The organism is Stenotrophomonas maltophilia (assembly GCF_039555535.1).
Taxonomy (GTDB): Bacteria; Pseudomonadota; Gammaproteobacteria; order Xanthomonadales; family Xanthomonadaceae; genus Stenotrophomonas; species Stenotrophomonas maltophilia_Q.
Genome location: NZ_CP154630.1, coordinates 3,912,408 through 3,928,611, shown reverse-complemented (window position 1 = coordinate 3,928,611; position 16,204 = coordinate 3,912,408). Strand labels below are relative to the sequence as shown.

The window sequence follows — 16,204 nt, the reverse complement described above, 5'->3', positions numbered from 1 at the left end:
TTGGTTGGCACGTTCTGTGGTGTTCGCAGAAAATCATCCACGCATGGCGTGGATCTACCACCGCATCCGCCTTCGGTAGGTGCCAACCTTGGTTGGCACACGCTTCACCGCGCAAAGACCGCGTGATTCAAGGGTCTCGCCAGCTTCACGACCGCTCGCGCAGCCTCAGGACGCCAGCTGCACCCGCAGCGTCCGAGACGGAGCATCCACGCAATGAGTACCCGATTCGATCCACCCGAGCGCGGCGCGCTCGGCCCCGACGTCGCCACTGTCGTCACCGCCCCCATCGTGCCACCCGCCAGCGAAAGCGCCGTGTCCTGGAGCGCGATTTTCGCCGGTGCCGTCGCCGCCGCCGCACTCTCCCTCATCCTGCTCATCCTCGGTGTCGGCCTTGGCCTCTCCTCGGTGTCGCCGTGGTCGTTCGAAGGCGTCAGCAAGGAAACCTTCGGCTGGTCCAGCATCGCCTGGCTCACCTTCACCGCACTGGCCGCGTCCGGCCTGGGCGGCTACCTGGCTGGCCGCCTGCGCACCAAGTGGACGCAGATCCATGGCGATGAAACCTACTTCCGCGATACCGCGCACGGCTTCGTGTCGTGGGCGGTGGCCACGCTGCTGACTGCGGGCCTGCTGACCTCGGCCATCGGCGGCGTGCTCGGCACGGGCGCGAAGGTGGCCGGCGCCACTGCAGGCGCCGCTGCATCCACGGCCGGTGTTGCCGCCGCAGGTGCCGGTAGCGCCGCCGCAGCCGCACCGGAAGGCGACCTCAACTATTGGGTGGATTCCCTGTTCCGCAGTGCCACCAACGCCGGTGCTGCCGATCCCGCGGCGCCGCCACCGCCGGGCGCGCCGATGGATCCGAACGCGGCCCCGCCGCCGGCACCGAATGCGGGCCCGCGCGAGGTTGGCATGGCGCCGCCGCGCCCGATGCCGGTCCGTGCACCGGCCAGCGACCGTCGTGAACTGCGCGCCGAAGTGAACCGCATCATCGTCAACAGCTTGCAGGGCGATGGCCTCGACCCGGCCGATACCCAGTACCTGTCGCAGCTCATCGCGCGCGAAACCGGCATGAGCCAGGCCGAAGCGCAGGCCCGTGTGACCGATGTACAGACGCGCATGCGTGCCGCGCTGGAGAAGGCAAAGACCACCGCCAAGCAGGCGGCCGACGATGCCCGCAAGGCCGCAGCGCATGCCGCGCTGTGGCTGTTCATCACCCTGCTGATCGGCGCGTTCTTCGCCAGCCTCAGCGCCACCTGGGGCGGCCGCCGCCGCGACCTGTAACCCGCATTCCATGCAAGGAGACCTGCCATGAAAATGATTCTGCTCTGGCTGTTGGGCGTGCCGATTCCGCTGCTGATCCTGTACGCAATCTTCTTCTGAGAGTGCATCGTTGAGTGGAACCCGTCAGGCCGCCGCGACGCGGCCTGACGCTTTTTGAGCAGATCCGAAGCACATCACCAGAAGTCTTTTCATCCTGCAATGAAGTTTCTTGCATTCAGCAGATGAGGAAAATTGCATAACCCTCAAACATTGAACGGCCTCTAGGATCCTTCTTAACGTTCAACTTTTTAGGAATGCTTGAATAGTCTGCGGCTCGCAGGGTTTCTAACATTCTCTCCGTCGCCGGCAACCACCTCTGCAGGCGGCGCCTCCCTTCCGGTCATGCCGGAAGGGAGGCTTTCGACTATTCCCCCTGTCCGAGAGAGACACCCATGCACATGCTCAAGAAGGCCGCGCTGGCTGCAGCGCTGGTCACTGCTTCGCTGTCCGCGAATGCCGCCGAAACCCACATCACCGTCCTGGCCGACGTCGACCCGACCCTGGCCCTGCTGCAGGCCGATGGCAGCCCGCTGCCGGACGCCGTCAAGCTGGACCACGCCCCGGGCCGTGGCCTGATTCCGTGGTCGCAGCAGGTGCGCATCTATTCCAACGACATCGACAAGGACATCGAAGTGCGCCTGATCAACGAGCCGGTGCTGATCGGTAATGCCCCGGGCACGCCGTCGGTACCGCTGTCGGTCAGCCTCAACAGTCGCGAGCTGGGCCTGGCCGCCACCGATTACCTGGCCGCCGACCTGTTCGACGGCGCACTGCCGGGCGCTTCGGTCGCCATGCCGCTGCAGATCGCGCAGAAGACCCCGGGTGCCATCGACGTGGCTGACAGCTTCCAGGGCATGGTCAGCATCGCCATGAAGCAGAAGACCACCAGCCCGTAAGTCCCCCCGCGCCGGCCCGGGTGTCGGGCCGGCCGCTTCTGGTCGCCCCCATGAAAGCTTCTGCCCCCGCCGTCACCCGGCTGGCGCTCGCGCTCGCCCTGTCGTTGTCCGCACCGCTGGTCGCGGCACGCGGCGTTCCCGCCGGCTTCGAGGATCTGGTTGAAGGCCAGACCGAGCAGCTGGACGTGCGCCTGTTCGGGCGTTCGACCGGGTTGATGCCCGTGCGCGTCACCCTCGACCACGTGCAGCTGGAAGCGCCTGCGGAGGCGCTGCAGGCGCTGCAGCTGCCGGCCGAGGCACAGGCGGCGCTGCTGCCGGCGCTGTCGCAGCCGCTGCCGCGCAACAGCCACCTGGCCTGCCGCTACGGCGGTGCCGCCGCCGGTTGCGGCTATCTCGATCCCCCGGAGGACCCCACCGCCGTGCGCGCACTGTATGACGAGGGCGAGGGCGCGGTGCGCCTGTTCGTCGCCCGCCAATGGATTCCCGGCGAGCCGGCCGCGCAGCGCCACCACCAGGTCAGCGCCAACGCCGAAAACGCCTTCCTGCACCAGCAGACGGTCAACCTCAGTGGCGGCCGTGATTACCAGGCGTTGGCCGCGCAGGGTGCGGGCGTACTTGGGGTGTTCGAGCGTGGCCATGTCTCGGCCAACTGGACCTTCAGCCACCAGCGCTACCGCAACCAGCGCACGCGACACGACTTCCAGCTGGACAACGCCTACTACCGGCACGACATCGGCCCGGAGCACTACCTGCAGGCCGGGCGCATGGACCGCCGCAACCTGTCCAGCCCGCAGGGCGGCACCTTCAGTTTCAGCATGCTGCCGCTGGACCGCTTCCAGGGCCTGCGCATCGGCACCACCCAGGCCTACGTGGACAGCGAAGCGGCCGTGCAGGCCACGCCACTGACCGTGCTGCTGGCGCGCGATGCCCGCGTCGATGCCTTCGATGGCCAGCGCCTGCTGCAGACCTATTACCTGCAGGCCGGCATCAACCAGATCGATACGCGGCGTTTCCCGTTCGGCAACTACACCGTCACCCTGCGCATCTACGAAGACGGTGTGCTGGTACGCAGCGAAGAAGCGCCCTTCGACAAGGGCGGCGACTGGGCCGACAGCAGCGTGCAGTGGTTCATGCAGGGCGGCCGCCGCAGCGAGCGCCGCAGCGACCAGTTCGATGGCGAGATGGCTGCCATGGCCGGTGTGCGCGTGCCGCTGGGCCGCAGCGCCACCGTCACCGCTGGCGTGGCCGACCTGGCGGGCTTCAGCTATGGCGAACTGCGCGTGGACCTGCGCCGGGTGTTCGCCACGCAGGAGATCCGCGCCAGCTTCAGCGGCATGCAGGGCAGTGATGGCAGCCGCGGGCAGCAGCACCAGCTGTCCTACCGCCGCCACGCATCCTGGAACCTGTACCAGCAGCGCATGCGCGGCAAGGCCTGCGAGTTCCGCGACGATGCCCGCGACCAGCTCGGCTGCGCCGATTCGCTCAGCGCCTCGGTGGCGTTGCCGGTGGCCGGTGGCCATGCCTACCTGGCCTATACCCGGCGCCAGACCTGGCGGCAGGGCGTGGGCATCCCCGGCGATATCGACGATCCGCTGTACGGCCTGGACCCGTTGCTGCCGCCGTGGGCGCCGCGTCCCAGCCGCGAACCGCAGCTCAGCCGTACCTGGCAGGCCAGCTACAACCGCAGTGAACGCTGGGGCGACTTCAGCGCCTCCACACGCGTGGGCGTGTGGCAGCAGCACAACGACGGCAGCCTGCGCAGCAGCCGCGACCGTGGCGTGTTTCTCACCCTTACCCTCACCCGCCTGCAGCAGGGCGAGCGCGGCACCGCGCAGCGCCGCTACGGGCTGGACCTGCGCCAGCCGCGGCACCAGCGCCCGGATGTGACCTACAGCGTGGCACAGAGCCTGCGCCAGGATCACGACGACCAGTTCCGCGAACTGTCCGCCGAACTGCGCGGCAACAACAGCGACCGCTACAGCGCCACGCTCAGCGGGCAGCTGCAGAACCGCATCGGCCACACCGGCGCCACCGTGTCGCACTACCAGCAGCGCGGGCGCGATGAGCTGGCCTACAGCGCCACCCACAGTTCCGGCGTGGCGCTCGGTTCGCGCGGCCTGTACTGGGGCGGCGGCCTGGGCGCCGATGCAGGCCTGGCCGTGCAGGTGGATGGCACCGACGACCTGGAACTGACCGGCGTGGCCGCCGAACTGCAGGTGGGCGGCCTGCGCCGCCAGCGCCTGAAGCTGGGCGACCGCCGGCTGCTGCCGGTGTCGGCGTACCAGTCGCATCGTGCCGAAGTGCAGGATGCCAGCGCACTGGACAGCATCGCCTCCATCCGCGTGACCGGCGTGGGCGGCGCGCGCCCGCTGTTCCTGCCGCCCGGCAAGCTGCTGCGCATGCCGGTACCGATTGAAGTGACCTACACCTTCATCGGCAATGCGCACGACCTGGCCGGCACGCCGCTGCGCGGTGCCCGCATCCTCAACGCACCGGTGCCGGGCACCGGCAGCAACGGCGGCTTCGTGGCCGACTTCCCGCGCCGCGAAGCGGTGCTGTACCTGCTGCAGGACGACCGCCTGCTGCAATGCCCGCTGCAGGTGCGCGAGCGCCGCCAGGTAGTGCTGCTGGTGGGTGCCGTGCAGTGCGAACCGCTGAACGTGGCGCAGCTGCCGGCGGACATCCGCCAGCAGGCGCGGGTGACGCGGTTGCTGCAGGAAAAGGCGTTGATCGCCAGCAGCCAGCAGGCTGCCGCGGGAGGTGCGCGATGAGCCGGTGGCTGTGGTGGTGGCTGATGCTGTTCAGTGCGCTGGTGCTGGTGGTGCCGCAGGCGATGGCACAGCGGCCACCGGAAACGCATCCGACCGATGAGCATCGCGACATCGTGATGAGTTGGGATCGGTCTGCGATGCCGGGGGACATCGTGTTGATGCCGCCGCGCACGCTGCTGGCGTACGACCATGTGGATCCGGGTAAGCGCTATGGCGAGCTGCATCTGACGTGTGTTTCGGATAGTAGCGCGGAGAGGGGGCGGTGCCCGGTGGAGGGCTTCCTCGATATTCTGCTGGGGACAAGAGCCATACCGCTTGAGTTCGTTGAGGCGAGATCAAACATGCGCGTCGAGCTCGGCTTGCAGGCTGGACTCGAGAGGGCACTCAGTGGGCGGTCCTGTCTTGGTGACTTCTGGCAGGAAGGTATCCGGGCGCCGTGGTCGACGTTCGCGCCAGAATGTTCGACTGATTCTGCAGTGGGTACTGGCGCGCAGATCGCTCTCTTCGCAACCGAGCTTGAGAAACTCGTCGCCGGCATCTGGACCGCGACGCTCGAACTCCGCGCGAACACCCCCGACGCCCGCAACCTCGCCACGTACACCTACCGCTTCACACTCACCATCACCGACTACGACGCGGTCTCCATCTACCTGCCCGAGTTCCAGGAAGCCGCGCCCACCGTAGGCCTCAATCTCAGCTACGACCCCATTGCCCGAACCGTGGGTGGCCGTGCGCATCTGGACATGTGCCTGTACGACGGCCTGGGTTCGCAGAGCGAGTACCTGGGGGTCACCGTGCGCGACAGCGGCACGCGCCCTCCGGGGCCCACCGGCTATTCGGTCTGGCATACCGACGGTGCCGGCGGTGACAGCCAACGCATGGACTACACCGTCACCCTCGACCACAACGGCGCGCGCATTCCATTGCGCAACGGGGTGGAAGAACAACTGCGCAACATCGATACGGCGCGGCTGCGCCTGGTGATGTTGCCAGGGATGTCGCAGCCGGTGTTCTGCGTACCCACGCCACTCACCCTCGATACCCCACGCGTACCCATCGACGAGAAACGTTCTGGTGCCTACCAGGGCGATCTGAAGGTCGAACTGCGCCTGCCTACCTCCCGCCCGTGACGTCGATGGAGCTCACTATGCATCCCGCCTTGTCCTGCCTGTTCACCTGCGCGCTGCTGCTTGCAGCCGCGCCCGCCCACGCCAACCTCACCGTGCATCCGATGCGTACCTCGGTCGAGGCCCGGAAGGGCGCGCAGATCCGCGTGTACTCGCAATCCACCACGGCGCAATACGTGCAGGCCACTGTTCGCCGCATCGACGATCCGGCCAGTAGCGACGAGCAGGAAATCGAGATCGAGCCAGCCGACGCGGCCATTGCCATCACCCCGGGCAAGTTCGCCCTGGCCGGTGGCGGCAATCGCCTGATCCGGATCATTCCGCTGCAGCCGGTGGAGAAGGAGACCGCCTACCGCGTGTACTTCGAAGGTGTGCGCGGTCCTGATGATGCCGAGCCGGACGATCCGGCCACCCGCGCTGCCGTGGGCATGAGCCTGATCTGGGGGGCGCTGGTGAACGTGGTGCCGGCCAACGGGCATGTGGACGTGCGCGTGCAGGGCAACAGCCTGGTCAATACCGGAACCCTGCGCGTGGGCCTGACCAGCGTGGCCGACTGCGATGCGGCCGGCGCCTGCACCGCCCATGACGTCTCACGCAGCCTCTACCCCGGTGCGTCCCTGCAATTGCCCTTTACCCCGAAGCCCGGCCATCGCCTGCAGCTGCGCTATCGGTTGACCCGCGATGGCTATCGCGAACACGTGCAGGCCCTCGCGCTCTGAAGCGCTCGCCCCGTCGCGGCAGCGCGCTGCGACGGGCTTCTTTTCCCTTGGTTGTTAAGGAGACACCATGAACAGGATCTATCGTCGTATCTGGTGCACTGCGCGGCAGTGCTGGGTGGTGGCCAGTGAGTTGGCCGCGGCGCGTGGCAAGCGTGCTGCTGGCCCGCGCGCACTGGCCAGCGTGCTGCTGATGCTGCTTGGCACACCCCTGCTGTCTGTTGCATCGGAGCGTGGCAGCGAAAATGAAGATGGCGAGGCGCCACTGGAAATCGTAGGCAATGACCTGGGGGCACCCGCCACCCAGCTTGCCATGCAGGAGGCGATGCGCTCGGCGGCACATGCGGGGTATGAATCCAGGGTAGGTGTAATGGGCCAGATGCCGATGGCCAATGGATCCACCCTCGGTGGCTATGCCATGTTCAACGAATCCTGTGACGGGGACCTGGGCGGGACCTACTACCGGTGTACACCTTCCTACGGGTCCATTGAAAACTTCGTAGGGAGCAAAGTGAACTATAGCTCAAAAGACGTTCTGCACACCGGCGTTGCCATCGACGTGAGCGGCCACTACTCCACGTCCTTCGGACACGGTATCAATGTTCGTGGTGACTTCACTTCTGTATTTGGATACGACGCCAAGGCACTTGCTGGATACAGCACCATCATCGGCGCCACGGCTATTGGCAACGGTATCGGTACTACGGTTGTAGGAAATGATGCGCGCGCGTACGGCCTCAATTCGATGGCATTCGGTAGTGGTGCTCGTACCGTGGAAAGTCAGGCTGGCACCTCACGTGTCGCGATCGGCGGCAATGCCTTCGCGGGCACAGCCGGATACTCCGGCGCCGTTGCCCTCGGCGGCAATGCTCGCGCGGAATACAATGGCGTCGCATTGGGGCACCATGCCAAGGCACTCGCAACCGGCTCGGTTGCGCTGGGTATCAACTCAGAGGCGACCGAATCAAATTCGGTATCGGTGGGTAGCAGCAGCACCAAGCGCAGAGTCGTCAACGTGGCAGACGCGCGTTTGTCCACCACCAGTACCGATGCGGTAACTGGCCAGCAGCTCTACGCGACCAACCAGAACGTCACCACCGCGACCAATACGGCCAATGCCGCAAAGACCGCTGCCGACCAGGCACTGGTCAACACGCGACTGGTCACCCAGACCTCGGCCAGCAGTGCCGTACGCGTGGGCGGTGACAACACCGGCACCCAACTGGACATCCGCAACAAGTCCAACGCCAACCGCAAGCTGACCGGGGTGGCCGACGCCACCCTCAGCACCACCAGCACCGAAGCAGTCACCGGCAAGCAGCTGCATGCCACCAACACTGCGGTGACCACGGCGCAGACCACGGCAACGGCAGCGAAGGGCGCGGCGGACACTGTCGCGGCGCGCGTGGATGCGCAGGCGCTGGCGCTCGGCCGTTCGGCCTTGGCCGGTGGCACTGGCGATTCGGCTGCAGTTGCCCTGGGAACCAACGCCGCTGCCTACAGCCGTGACAGTATCGCTCTGGGGCCGAAGGCACGGGCGGGCGTAGGTGCCGATGGCGAGAACAACAATGGTGTTGGGGCAACTTCGATCGGCTCAGGCAGTTGGAGTGCGAATGCAGCCACGGCCATCGGCTATCGCGCGAGGGCGTTGAGTAATCGCTCCATTGCCATGGGCATGGACGCCATGGCCTCCGCATCGAATGCGGTTGCGCTGGGTGACGACGCGGTGTCCAGCTTTGCCGGCAGCGTTGCGCTCGGCAGCAACTCGCGAACCACCGGTGTGAATCAGATTTCGGTCGGCAACGACACGGTCAAGCGCCGCATTGTGAATGTCAACGATGGCACCCTCAGCGCAACCAGCAGCGATGCCGTTACCGGCAAGCAGCTGCACGCGACAAACACCACACTGACCAGCGTGAGTAGCACCGCTACCGCGGCCAAGGCGGCCGCCGACAATGCCCTTGGTCAGGTGACCACCGTGGCCGGTCTGGTCGGGCAGGTATCGGCCAGCGGCAATGTGCGCCTGGGTGCGCAGAACACCGGCACCGTGCTGGATGTAGCCAACAAGAATGGTGCTGCCCGCCGCATCAGCAACGTGGCCAATGCCACGCTCAGTGCATCCAGCACCGATGCCGTGACTGGCCAGCAGCTGCATGCCACCAACACGGCGGTGACCACCGCACAGTCCACGGCAACTGCCGCGAAGACGGCGGCCGACAGCGCCATCAGCCAGGTGGGTACGGTGGCCGGTCTGATCGGGCAGGTGTCGGCCAGTGGCCAGGTCCGCCTGGGCGCCGAGAACACCGGCACCGTACTGGACGTGTCCAACAAGAATGGTGCGCGCCGCCGCATCCAGAGTGTCGCCAACGGCATCCTGGGCGCATCGAGCACCGATGCGGTGACCGGTCAGCAGCTGTTTGCCACCAACGAGCGCGTAGGCTCGGCAGAGGCGCGGAACGAGGCCCAGGATCTGCAGTTGGTGGATCATGCTGATCGTCTGGCTGGCCATCGCGTGGATCTGGACCGCCTGCGCGCCGAGTTCGATGGCTTCGAACCGGATCTGGAAGGCGTGGTGAAGTTCAATGCTGACCGGACCCTGGTTGACCTTGAAGGTGCTGTGGTGAAAGGCGTTGGTCCGGGGGATATCAGCTCGGCTGCCAGTACGGATGCGGTGAATGGTGGGCAGTTGTTTGCCACCAATGCCCGGATCGAGCAGATGGAGCAGGGTAGTCGTTTCCTGCAGGTCGGCTACGATGAGTTCAGCGAGGATGCGTCGGCTGGTTGGTTGGGTGTCGCCATCGGTGATTCCGCAGAGTCGTCACCGACTGGTGAGGGTGGCACCGCTGTGGGCAGCTTCTCGAAGGCGCTTGGTATCAACTCAGTGGCGCTGGGACGCGGTGCCTATGTCGCTGTAGAGGCGGGCGAAGGCTTTGCACTTGGGGCGAGTTCAAGAGTGGGTGCTGCCGGTGGTGTTGCGGTGGGTGCACTCGCAATTGTTGATCAGAATGCGAGGAATAGCGTCGCCCTGGGTCACTCTTCGTATGCGGATGAGGAGAACACCGTATCGGTCGGTATGAAGAACCAGGAGCGACGTATCGTCAACGTCCAGAGGGGACGAAACAGCACTGACGTAGCTACGGTGGAGCAGCTCAAAGATGGTCTCGCCACCCTTGGCGGCGGTGCCAGCCTCGACGCCAGCGGCAACATCATCGCGCCCACCTACGCGATTCAGGGGAGCAACCACAACACCGTCGGCGATGCGCTGACCGCGCTGGATGGTGCGGTGGTTGTGACCGATGCACGCGTTGGCTCGCTGGAAGGCAAGCTGCGCTCGGCATTCCAGGACACCACGATCCGCGCTGATGGTTTGAACCAACTCACGCTGTCCGGCGCACAGGGGGCGGTGCTGACCAATCTGGCTGATGGTCGAATCGCAGCGGGCAGTCGCGATGCAGTGACGGGTAGCCAGTTGCACGATGCCAAGCAGGAGATCGCCCGCAATCGCAGCGATCTGGATGCGCTGCGCGACTCTCAGGTGACGAACAACGATCTTGCACGCTTGTCTGCGGCTGAGACAGGGCACGTAATTGACTTCGGCGGCGCGACACTGACTGGTGTGGCGGATGGCGAGCTGTCCGCAGGGAGCAAGGATGTTGTGAATGGCCGGCAGCTGTACACCACCAACCAGCGCATGGATGGCCTTGAGCAGGGAAGCCGCTTCGTGAAGGTTGGCTACGACGATCTGAGCATTGATGCATCGGCGGGCTGGTTGGGTGTGGCTATCGGTGATTCCGCCGAATCTTCGCCGACAGGCGAGGGTGGCACAGCGGTTGGTAGCTTCTCGAAGGCTCTCGGACGAAATTCTGTCGCGCTAGGTCGCGCAGCATTTGTTACGGAGTCGGCGATAGAAGGCTTTTCTTTGGGCGCGAGCTCGACCGTGAATGAAAGTGGGGGTGTCGCACTTGGCGCTCGCTCGGTTGTTGTTGATGGCGCTCGCAACAGCGTTGCACTTGGGTATGCCTCTGTTGCTCAGGAGGCGGACACCGTTTCTGTTGGTAACGAGGACTATCGCCGCCGCATCGTAAACGTCGCCAACGGCCGCAACGCCCAGGACGCCACCACCGTCGCCCAACTCAACGCCACCCTCGCCAACCTAGGCGGCGGCGCTCACATCGACAGCAACGGCAACATCATCGGCCCGCACTTCACCGTCCAGGGCCAGCAGCAGTCCACGCTCAACGATGCACTGCAGTCGCTTGATGGCGCTGTCACCAGCCAGGGCTCGCGCGTGGACAAGGTGGAAACCCAGCTCCGCTCCGTCTTCCAGGACACCACCACCCGCAGCGATGGCCTGAACGAGCTCACCCTGGCCGGTGCACAGGGCATGGTCATCTCCAACGTGGCCAACGGCCTGGTAGCTGCCGGTAGCCGCGACGCCGTCAACGGCGGCCAGCTGCACGACGTGCAGCAGCAGCTCAACGGCCGCATGGACGGGCTGGAACAGCGCATCGACGGCCAGTCGCAGGCGCGTGTTGCCGTCAACGCCACCGGAGCCCCCGAGGCCCCCACGCCGCCGGCCGAAACGTCGACCGTGGCTGACATCGGCAAGGCACCCAACGCCACGCCGGAAACCCCGAAGGAGCCGACCCCGCAGGTCGATACCGCGGATCTGGAAAAGATGCTGGCCCGCGCCAACGAGTACAGCGATGGCATCTCGCGCGAGGTGGATCGTCGCCTGGACAAGATGGACAAGCGCTTCAACCGCATGGCGGCGATGAGCAGCGCGCAGAGTGCGATGGCCATGAACACCGCCGGCCTGAACACCTACAACCGCCTGGGTGCGGGCGTGGGCTACAGCGATGGCGAGTCGGCCATGGCGATGGGCTACCAGCGCGTGCTCAACGAAAAGGGCTCAGCCACCTTCAGCCTCAATGGCGCGTTCACCAACAGTGGCGAACGTACCGTGGGCGTGGGTGTGGGCATCGGCTGGTAAGCCATGACGCCCCGGCGTGGTGCGCGTAACGAGCCCCGCCGCGCCGGGGCACTGGCCGAGGAGATGGCAATGTACGGTTGGGTACGTCGATTCATGAGCTACCGCAGCTTCTATCTGTGGCGTGCGCGGTACTACTACTACACCCGGCACCTGGATGGCTGGATGCTGGCCAGCCTGCTGTGCCTGTCCGGTGTGGTCATGCTGCTCTGGTACTACTGGCGGTTCACCAATGTGCCTCCGCCGCGCATACACCCGCAGGCGGCCGCGCTGCGGGTGGAGGGCATCGGCAAGGAGGCGATCCATCGCATCGTGCTGGTGCGTCATGGCAGCAACACGCCGGGGCAACCGTACGTCACCGCGGAGGACATCCGTGCCAGCACGCGGCGAACCATGCGGGTACGGCAGGCGATGGAAAGCGAAGTGGCGTGGCGGTTGAAGGCCAACCTGCTGGCGGATATTGCCGATTACATCGAGGCCACGGGCGGCTGTGCGCCCTATCGCTGCACGCGTGTGGTGGACCGCATTGCCTCGCTGCGTGAGGCGGCCGAGGAAAACGCCGGCATCAACCGCGCGCTGCAGACCATTCTGGATGGGCCCCACGATCTGGTGCCGAGCCTGGAAAGCAGCGATCGCCAGCGGGTGAAGAGCGGCTGGTCTGATTCGTTCAGCGACATCTACCATCAGGCCTGGTTGTTGAATGACCTGCAGACCATGCATGCGCGGATGATGGAGGAGTATCCGAAGCGTGCCGCCGCCCCCTGGCTGGCCGAGTGGATGAGTGACCCCGAGCCGTCGCGTGGCACCGGATTGCCACTGTAGCCATGCTCGGCTGCTCTTCGGCCAGGCATCTGTGAAACCTGAAGCAGAGTGCGGACCAACGGTCCGCACCCACCCAGGGCAGGTGCCGCTGCGCTCGCCGGCCATGGGCCGGCGCTACCGTCGTCATCCGCCGATGTACGCGGTGATCTCCGCTTCCGCCAGCACCTGCCGCAACTGCGCAACAGACGCGCGCCGCATCGGCTTCTCATCCACCGGCGACAACGGTGCCTGACGCAGGGCGTCGTACGGCAGCACGGCCAGGTCGAAGGTCAGTTCCTCGGCACTGAACACCCATACCGGCACATCCAGGCTGCGTTCGCGGTCCATGCGCAGGCGGCGCACCCGCGATTCTGCGGGAATGCCGTGCTCGTCCAGGAAGCGATGCACCGCCTCCGGGTCGTCGCTGTGCAGGTGCAGCTGCACGGGGCTGTTGGCATCCGCGGTGCCATCCAGCACCGGGCCGGCCAGGCGCGGGGAGAAGCCGTGCAGGAACTCCAGCGCACGCATTGCGGCTTCGCGACGACGCTGCAGTTCGTTGCCATGCTGGGGCCCGGAGAACAGCCGCTGGTACTCGCGCAGGGCGTCTTCGATCTCGGTATTGCGGGGCAGGGAGGCATCGTCGTGGATGCCGAGCCGGCTGGCGGCCTTCAACTTGGCCTGGTGGTAGTCGCGGATGCCGCCTTCGGCCATCAGGCGGGCGGCTTCGTGGGCGAGGCGGTGGCGCCGCTCGCGGGTCTGGCTGGCAGCATGCTGGCGGGCGCGATGCATGCGATGACTCCCTGTTGCGACCTGGCTACAGACTAGCGCACGGATGTGACATCTGCGTGGGTATGTGCGGGTGCCGTTGATCCTGTAGAGCCGAGCCCATGCTCGGCTGCTCTATCGCGGGCCACCGGAGCCGAGCATGGGCTCGGCTCTACAGAGGCGGTGCCAACCAAGGTTGGCCCCCATCCCTACCTGCCTCTTAGAAGATATCGAACGCGGCGGCGTCGGCCTGCGGCGTATTGAGGTTCAGGTCGTAGTCGGTCAGGCGATCCATGTCTTCCACCTTCACCCACTCGGTTGCGCCGTTGAGGGTGGCCTGGACCATGCCGCTGGGCGGATCGTTCTGCGCGATCGGGGTGTCCTTCAGCGCGGTGCGCATGTAGTCGATCCAGATCGGCAGGGCGGCCTTGCCACCGTATTCGCGGTAACCCAGCGAGCGGAAGTCGTCGCGGCCCACCCACACGGTGGTCACGTACGGGCCGCCGAAGCCGGAGAACCAGGCGTCGCGGTGGTCGTTGGTGGAACCGGTCTTGCCACCCACGTCCTCGCGGCCAAGTACCTTGGCCTGCACGCCGGTACCGCGCTGGACCACGTCGCGCATCATCGACACCAGCTGGTAGGCGGTGCGGGCGTCGATCGCGCGCGGGGCGGTGCGGGCATCCGGGTTGACCGGGGCCGCCGGGGTCTCGGTCTTGGCTTCGGCCTTGGCCGCAGCGGCCGGGTCCACCTTCGGGGCCGGGGCGCCGAAGTTGAAGCCGTCCACCACCTGGTTGACCGGCTGGTCGCTGCTGCCGGCACAGTCGCGGCAGGCCAGAGCGGGGTTTTCCTTGAACACCAGGTTGCCGTCGCGGTCGTTCACCTGGTCGATCAGCCAGGTGTCCACGCGCGAGCCGCCGTTGGCGAACACGGCGTAGCCACGGGCCACCGACAGCGGGGTGAGCGAAGCAGTACCCAGCGACATCGACAGGTTCGGCGGCAGCTCGGATTCGGCAAAACCAAACTCGCTGATGTACTTGCGTGCGTAGTCCACGCCCATGCCGTCGAGCAGGCGCACCGAGACCAGGTTGCGCGACTGCACCAGCGCTTCACGCAGGCGCATCGGGCCGCGGAAGCCGCCGCCATCGTTCTGCGGGGCCCAGGTCTTGCCGCGGCGGTCGCGGAACACGACCGGGGCGTCGAGCACGATCGAGGCCGGGTTGTAGCCCTTGTCGAAGGCGGCCGCGTAGACAAACGGCTTGAAGCTCGAACCCGGCTGGCGACGGGCCTGGGTGGCGCGGTTGAACTTGTTGCCGGAGAAGCTGAAGCCGCCGACCAGCGCCTTCAGCGCGCCGTTATGGGCATCCAGCGAGACCAGCGCGGACTGGCCGCGCGGAATCTGGTCCAGCAGCCACTCGCCCTCCTTGGCACCGGCACGCACGCGCACGATGTCACCGCGCTGCACCAGCTTGCCCGGGGTCTTGTTGGTCCACTTGGCGGCACCGGCCGGCAGCACGATCTCGCTGCGGTTGGCCAGCACCACGGTGGCGCTGCCATCGGCGCCGGTGCTGGCGACGATCGCCGGCAGCAGGCCGGCCTGGCCGAACATGCCGCGCAGGTGCTCGGCCAGGGCGGCGGCGTCTTCGCCTGCACCCACCTGGACCTGCTTCTCCACGCCGTGCCAGCCGTGGCGGTGGTCGTACAGCAGCAGGCCGTCGCGCACCGACTGGTTGGCGGCGGTCTGCAGGGTGGAGTCGATGGTGGTGGTGACGTGGTAACCCTTGTTGACCACATCACCGCCGAAGCGGGCGATCATTTCCTGGCGCACCAGCTCGGCCACGTACGGGGCGTCGACCTGCACCGGCGGCTCATGCGCGGTGGCGTGCATCGGCACGGCCTTGGCCGCGTCGGCCTCGGCCTGGCTGACGAACTTCAGGTCGGCCATGCGCTGCAGCACGTAGTTGTCGCGGCGCTGGCGGGCACGTTCCGGGTTGGAGATCGGGTTGCCCGACGAGGGGAACTTGGGGATGCCGGCCAGCGAGGCCATTTCATCCAGGTCCAGCTCGTTCAGCTTCTTGCCGTAGTAGAACTCGGCCGCGGCGGCCACGCCGTAGGCGCGGTTGCCGAAGAAGCTCTTGTTCAGGTACAGCTCGAAGATCTCATCCTTGCTCAGCTCGGACTCGATCTTCCGCGCCAGCAGGATCTCGGCCAGCTTGCGGGTGTAGCTGTACTCGGAGCTGAGGAAGAACTGGCGGGCCACCTGCTGGGTGATGGTGGAGCCACCCGGCACGCGCTTGTCGCTGGTGGTGGCCAGCAGCCACACCGCACGGCCGATGCCCATGTAGTCCACGCCGCCATGCTCGTAGAAGCGGGCATCCTCGGTGGCCAGGAACGCCTGCTTCAGCTTTTCCGGCACGTCCTTCATGGTGATCGGGGTGCGCCGGGTCTCGCCGAACACCGCCATCAGCTTGCCGTCGGCAGCATAGACGTACATCGGCTCCTGCATTTCCACGTCGCGCAGGGTCTGCACGTCGGGAAGCTTGGAGGACACAGCGTAGTACAGACCGCCCACGGCGGCCGCGCCGATCAGCGCCAGGACCAGGACAATCAGGAAGATCCAGCGCAGCCAGCGGCGGAGTCGAGTCATCGGGTTCAGATTCCGATTGCGAATTTCGTGGTCGCAGAGTATAGATTACGCAAGGTGGCGGCTGGGGTCGGCACCGGGGAGCGCAAGGGGAACAGTCAGGGGCTGCATCGTGAATCCGTGAGGAACTTCACAGCAGGGCCGTTGCCATTTGCTAAGAATACGTTATTAATGCTCGGA

General features: G+C 66.2%; 9 protein-coding genes. 7 read left to right on the top strand and 2 right to left on the bottom strand.

The annotated features are described in order from the left end of the window. The first annotated feature begins 213 nt into the window (after positions 1–213). From AASM09_RS18110 to AASM09_RS18080, 7 genes are all read left to right on the top strand, one after another. Positions 214–1,278 (top strand): hypothetical protein, encoded by a 1,065-nt coding sequence (locus AASM09_RS18110; protein WP_049432617.1) that lies wholly within the window; start codon positions 214–216, stop codon positions 1,276–1,278. A gap of 431 nt (positions 1,279–1,709) precedes the next feature. Continuing rightward, entirely contained in the window at positions 1,710–2,213 is a 504-nt protein-coding gene (locus tag AASM09_RS18105; RefSeq protein ID WP_049432619.1) for a CS1 type fimbrial major subunit, read from the top strand. Between the two features lie 50 nt (positions 2,214–2,263). After that, a complete protein-coding gene (locus tag AASM09_RS18100; protein ID WP_049432621.1) occupies positions 2,264–4,984 on the top strand; it encodes a TcfC E-set like domain-containing protein in 2,721 nt (906 codons plus the stop codon). Then, entirely contained in the window at positions 4,981–6,114 is a 1,134-nt protein-coding gene (locus AASM09_RS18095) for a CfaE/CblD family pilus tip adhesin (RefSeq protein WP_049432624.1), read from the top strand. Before AASM09_RS18100 ends, AASM09_RS18095 begins: the two co-directional genes overlap by 4 nt. Before the next feature lie 17 nt (positions 6,115–6,131). Next, positions 6,132–6,830: a pilus assembly protein gene (locus AASM09_RS18090; protein ID WP_049432627.1), complete on the top strand. Its 699-nt coding sequence runs from the start codon at positions 6,132–6,134 to the stop codon at positions 6,828–6,830. Between the two features lie 67 nt (positions 6,831–6,897). After that, a complete protein-coding gene (locus AASM09_RS18085; protein ID WP_343368556.1) occupies positions 6,898–11,820 on the top strand; it encodes an ESPR-type extended signal peptide-containing protein in 4,923 nt (1,640 codons plus the stop codon). 69 nt (positions 11,821–11,889) lie between these two features. Continuing rightward, positions 11,890–12,639 (top strand): hypothetical protein, encoded by a 750-nt coding sequence (locus AASM09_RS18080; protein WP_049432630.1) that lies wholly within the window; start codon positions 11,890–11,892, stop codon positions 12,637–12,639. A gap of 123 nt (positions 12,640–12,762) precedes the next feature. Here the strand turns inward: AASM09_RS18080 and AASM09_RS18075 are convergent, their stop codons facing one another. Then, positions 12,763–13,407 carry a hypothetical protein gene (locus tag AASM09_RS18075; protein WP_049432633.1) on the bottom strand — a complete coding sequence of 215 codons (645 nt, stop codon included), beginning with the start codon at positions 13,405–13,407 and terminating at the stop codon, positions 12,763–12,765. Between the two features lie 196 nt (positions 13,408–13,603). Beyond that, on the bottom strand, positions 13,604–16,027 hold the full coding sequence (locus AASM09_RS18070; RefSeq protein WP_049432636.1) for a penicillin-binding protein 1A: 2,424 nt from the start codon (positions 16,025–16,027) through the stop codon (positions 13,604–13,606). Positions 16,028–16,204: the final 177 nt, after the last annotated feature.

What these genes read in the sequence shown, in the direction of transcription:
- AASM09_RS18110 (WP_049432617.1), top strand. Translation starts at nt 214, where the DNA reads ATGAGTACCCGATTCGATCCACCCGAGCGCGGCGCGCTCGGCCCCGAC.
- AASM09_RS18105 (WP_049432619.1), top strand. Translation starts at nt 1,710, where the DNA reads ATGCACATGCTCAAGAAGGCCGCGCTGGCTGCAGCGCTGGTCACTGCT.
- AASM09_RS18100 (WP_049432621.1), top strand. Translation starts at nt 2,264, where the DNA reads ATGAAAGCTTCTGCCCCCGCCGTCACCCGGCTGGCGCTCGCGCTCGCC.
- AASM09_RS18095 (WP_049432624.1), top strand. Translation starts at nt 4,981, where the DNA reads ATGAGCCGGTGGCTGTGGTGGTGGCTGATGCTGTTCAGTGCGCTGGTG.
- AASM09_RS18090 (WP_049432627.1), top strand. Translation starts at nt 6,132, where the DNA reads ATGCATCCCGCCTTGTCCTGCCTGTTCACCTGCGCGCTGCTGCTTGCA.
- AASM09_RS18085 (WP_343368556.1), top strand. Translation starts at nt 6,898, where the DNA reads ATGAACAGGATCTATCGTCGTATCTGGTGCACTGCGCGGCAGTGCTGG.
- AASM09_RS18080 (WP_049432630.1), top strand. Translation starts at nt 11,890, where the DNA reads ATGTACGGTTGGGTACGTCGATTCATGAGCTACCGCAGCTTCTATCTG.
- AASM09_RS18075 (WP_049432633.1), bottom strand. Translation starts at nt 13,407, where the DNA reads ATGCATCGCGCCCGCCAGCATGCTGCCAGCCAGACCCGCGAGCGGCGC.
- AASM09_RS18070 (WP_049432636.1), bottom strand. Translation starts at nt 16,027, where the DNA reads ATGACTCGACTCCGCCGCTGGCTGCGCTGGATCTTCCTGATTGTCCTG.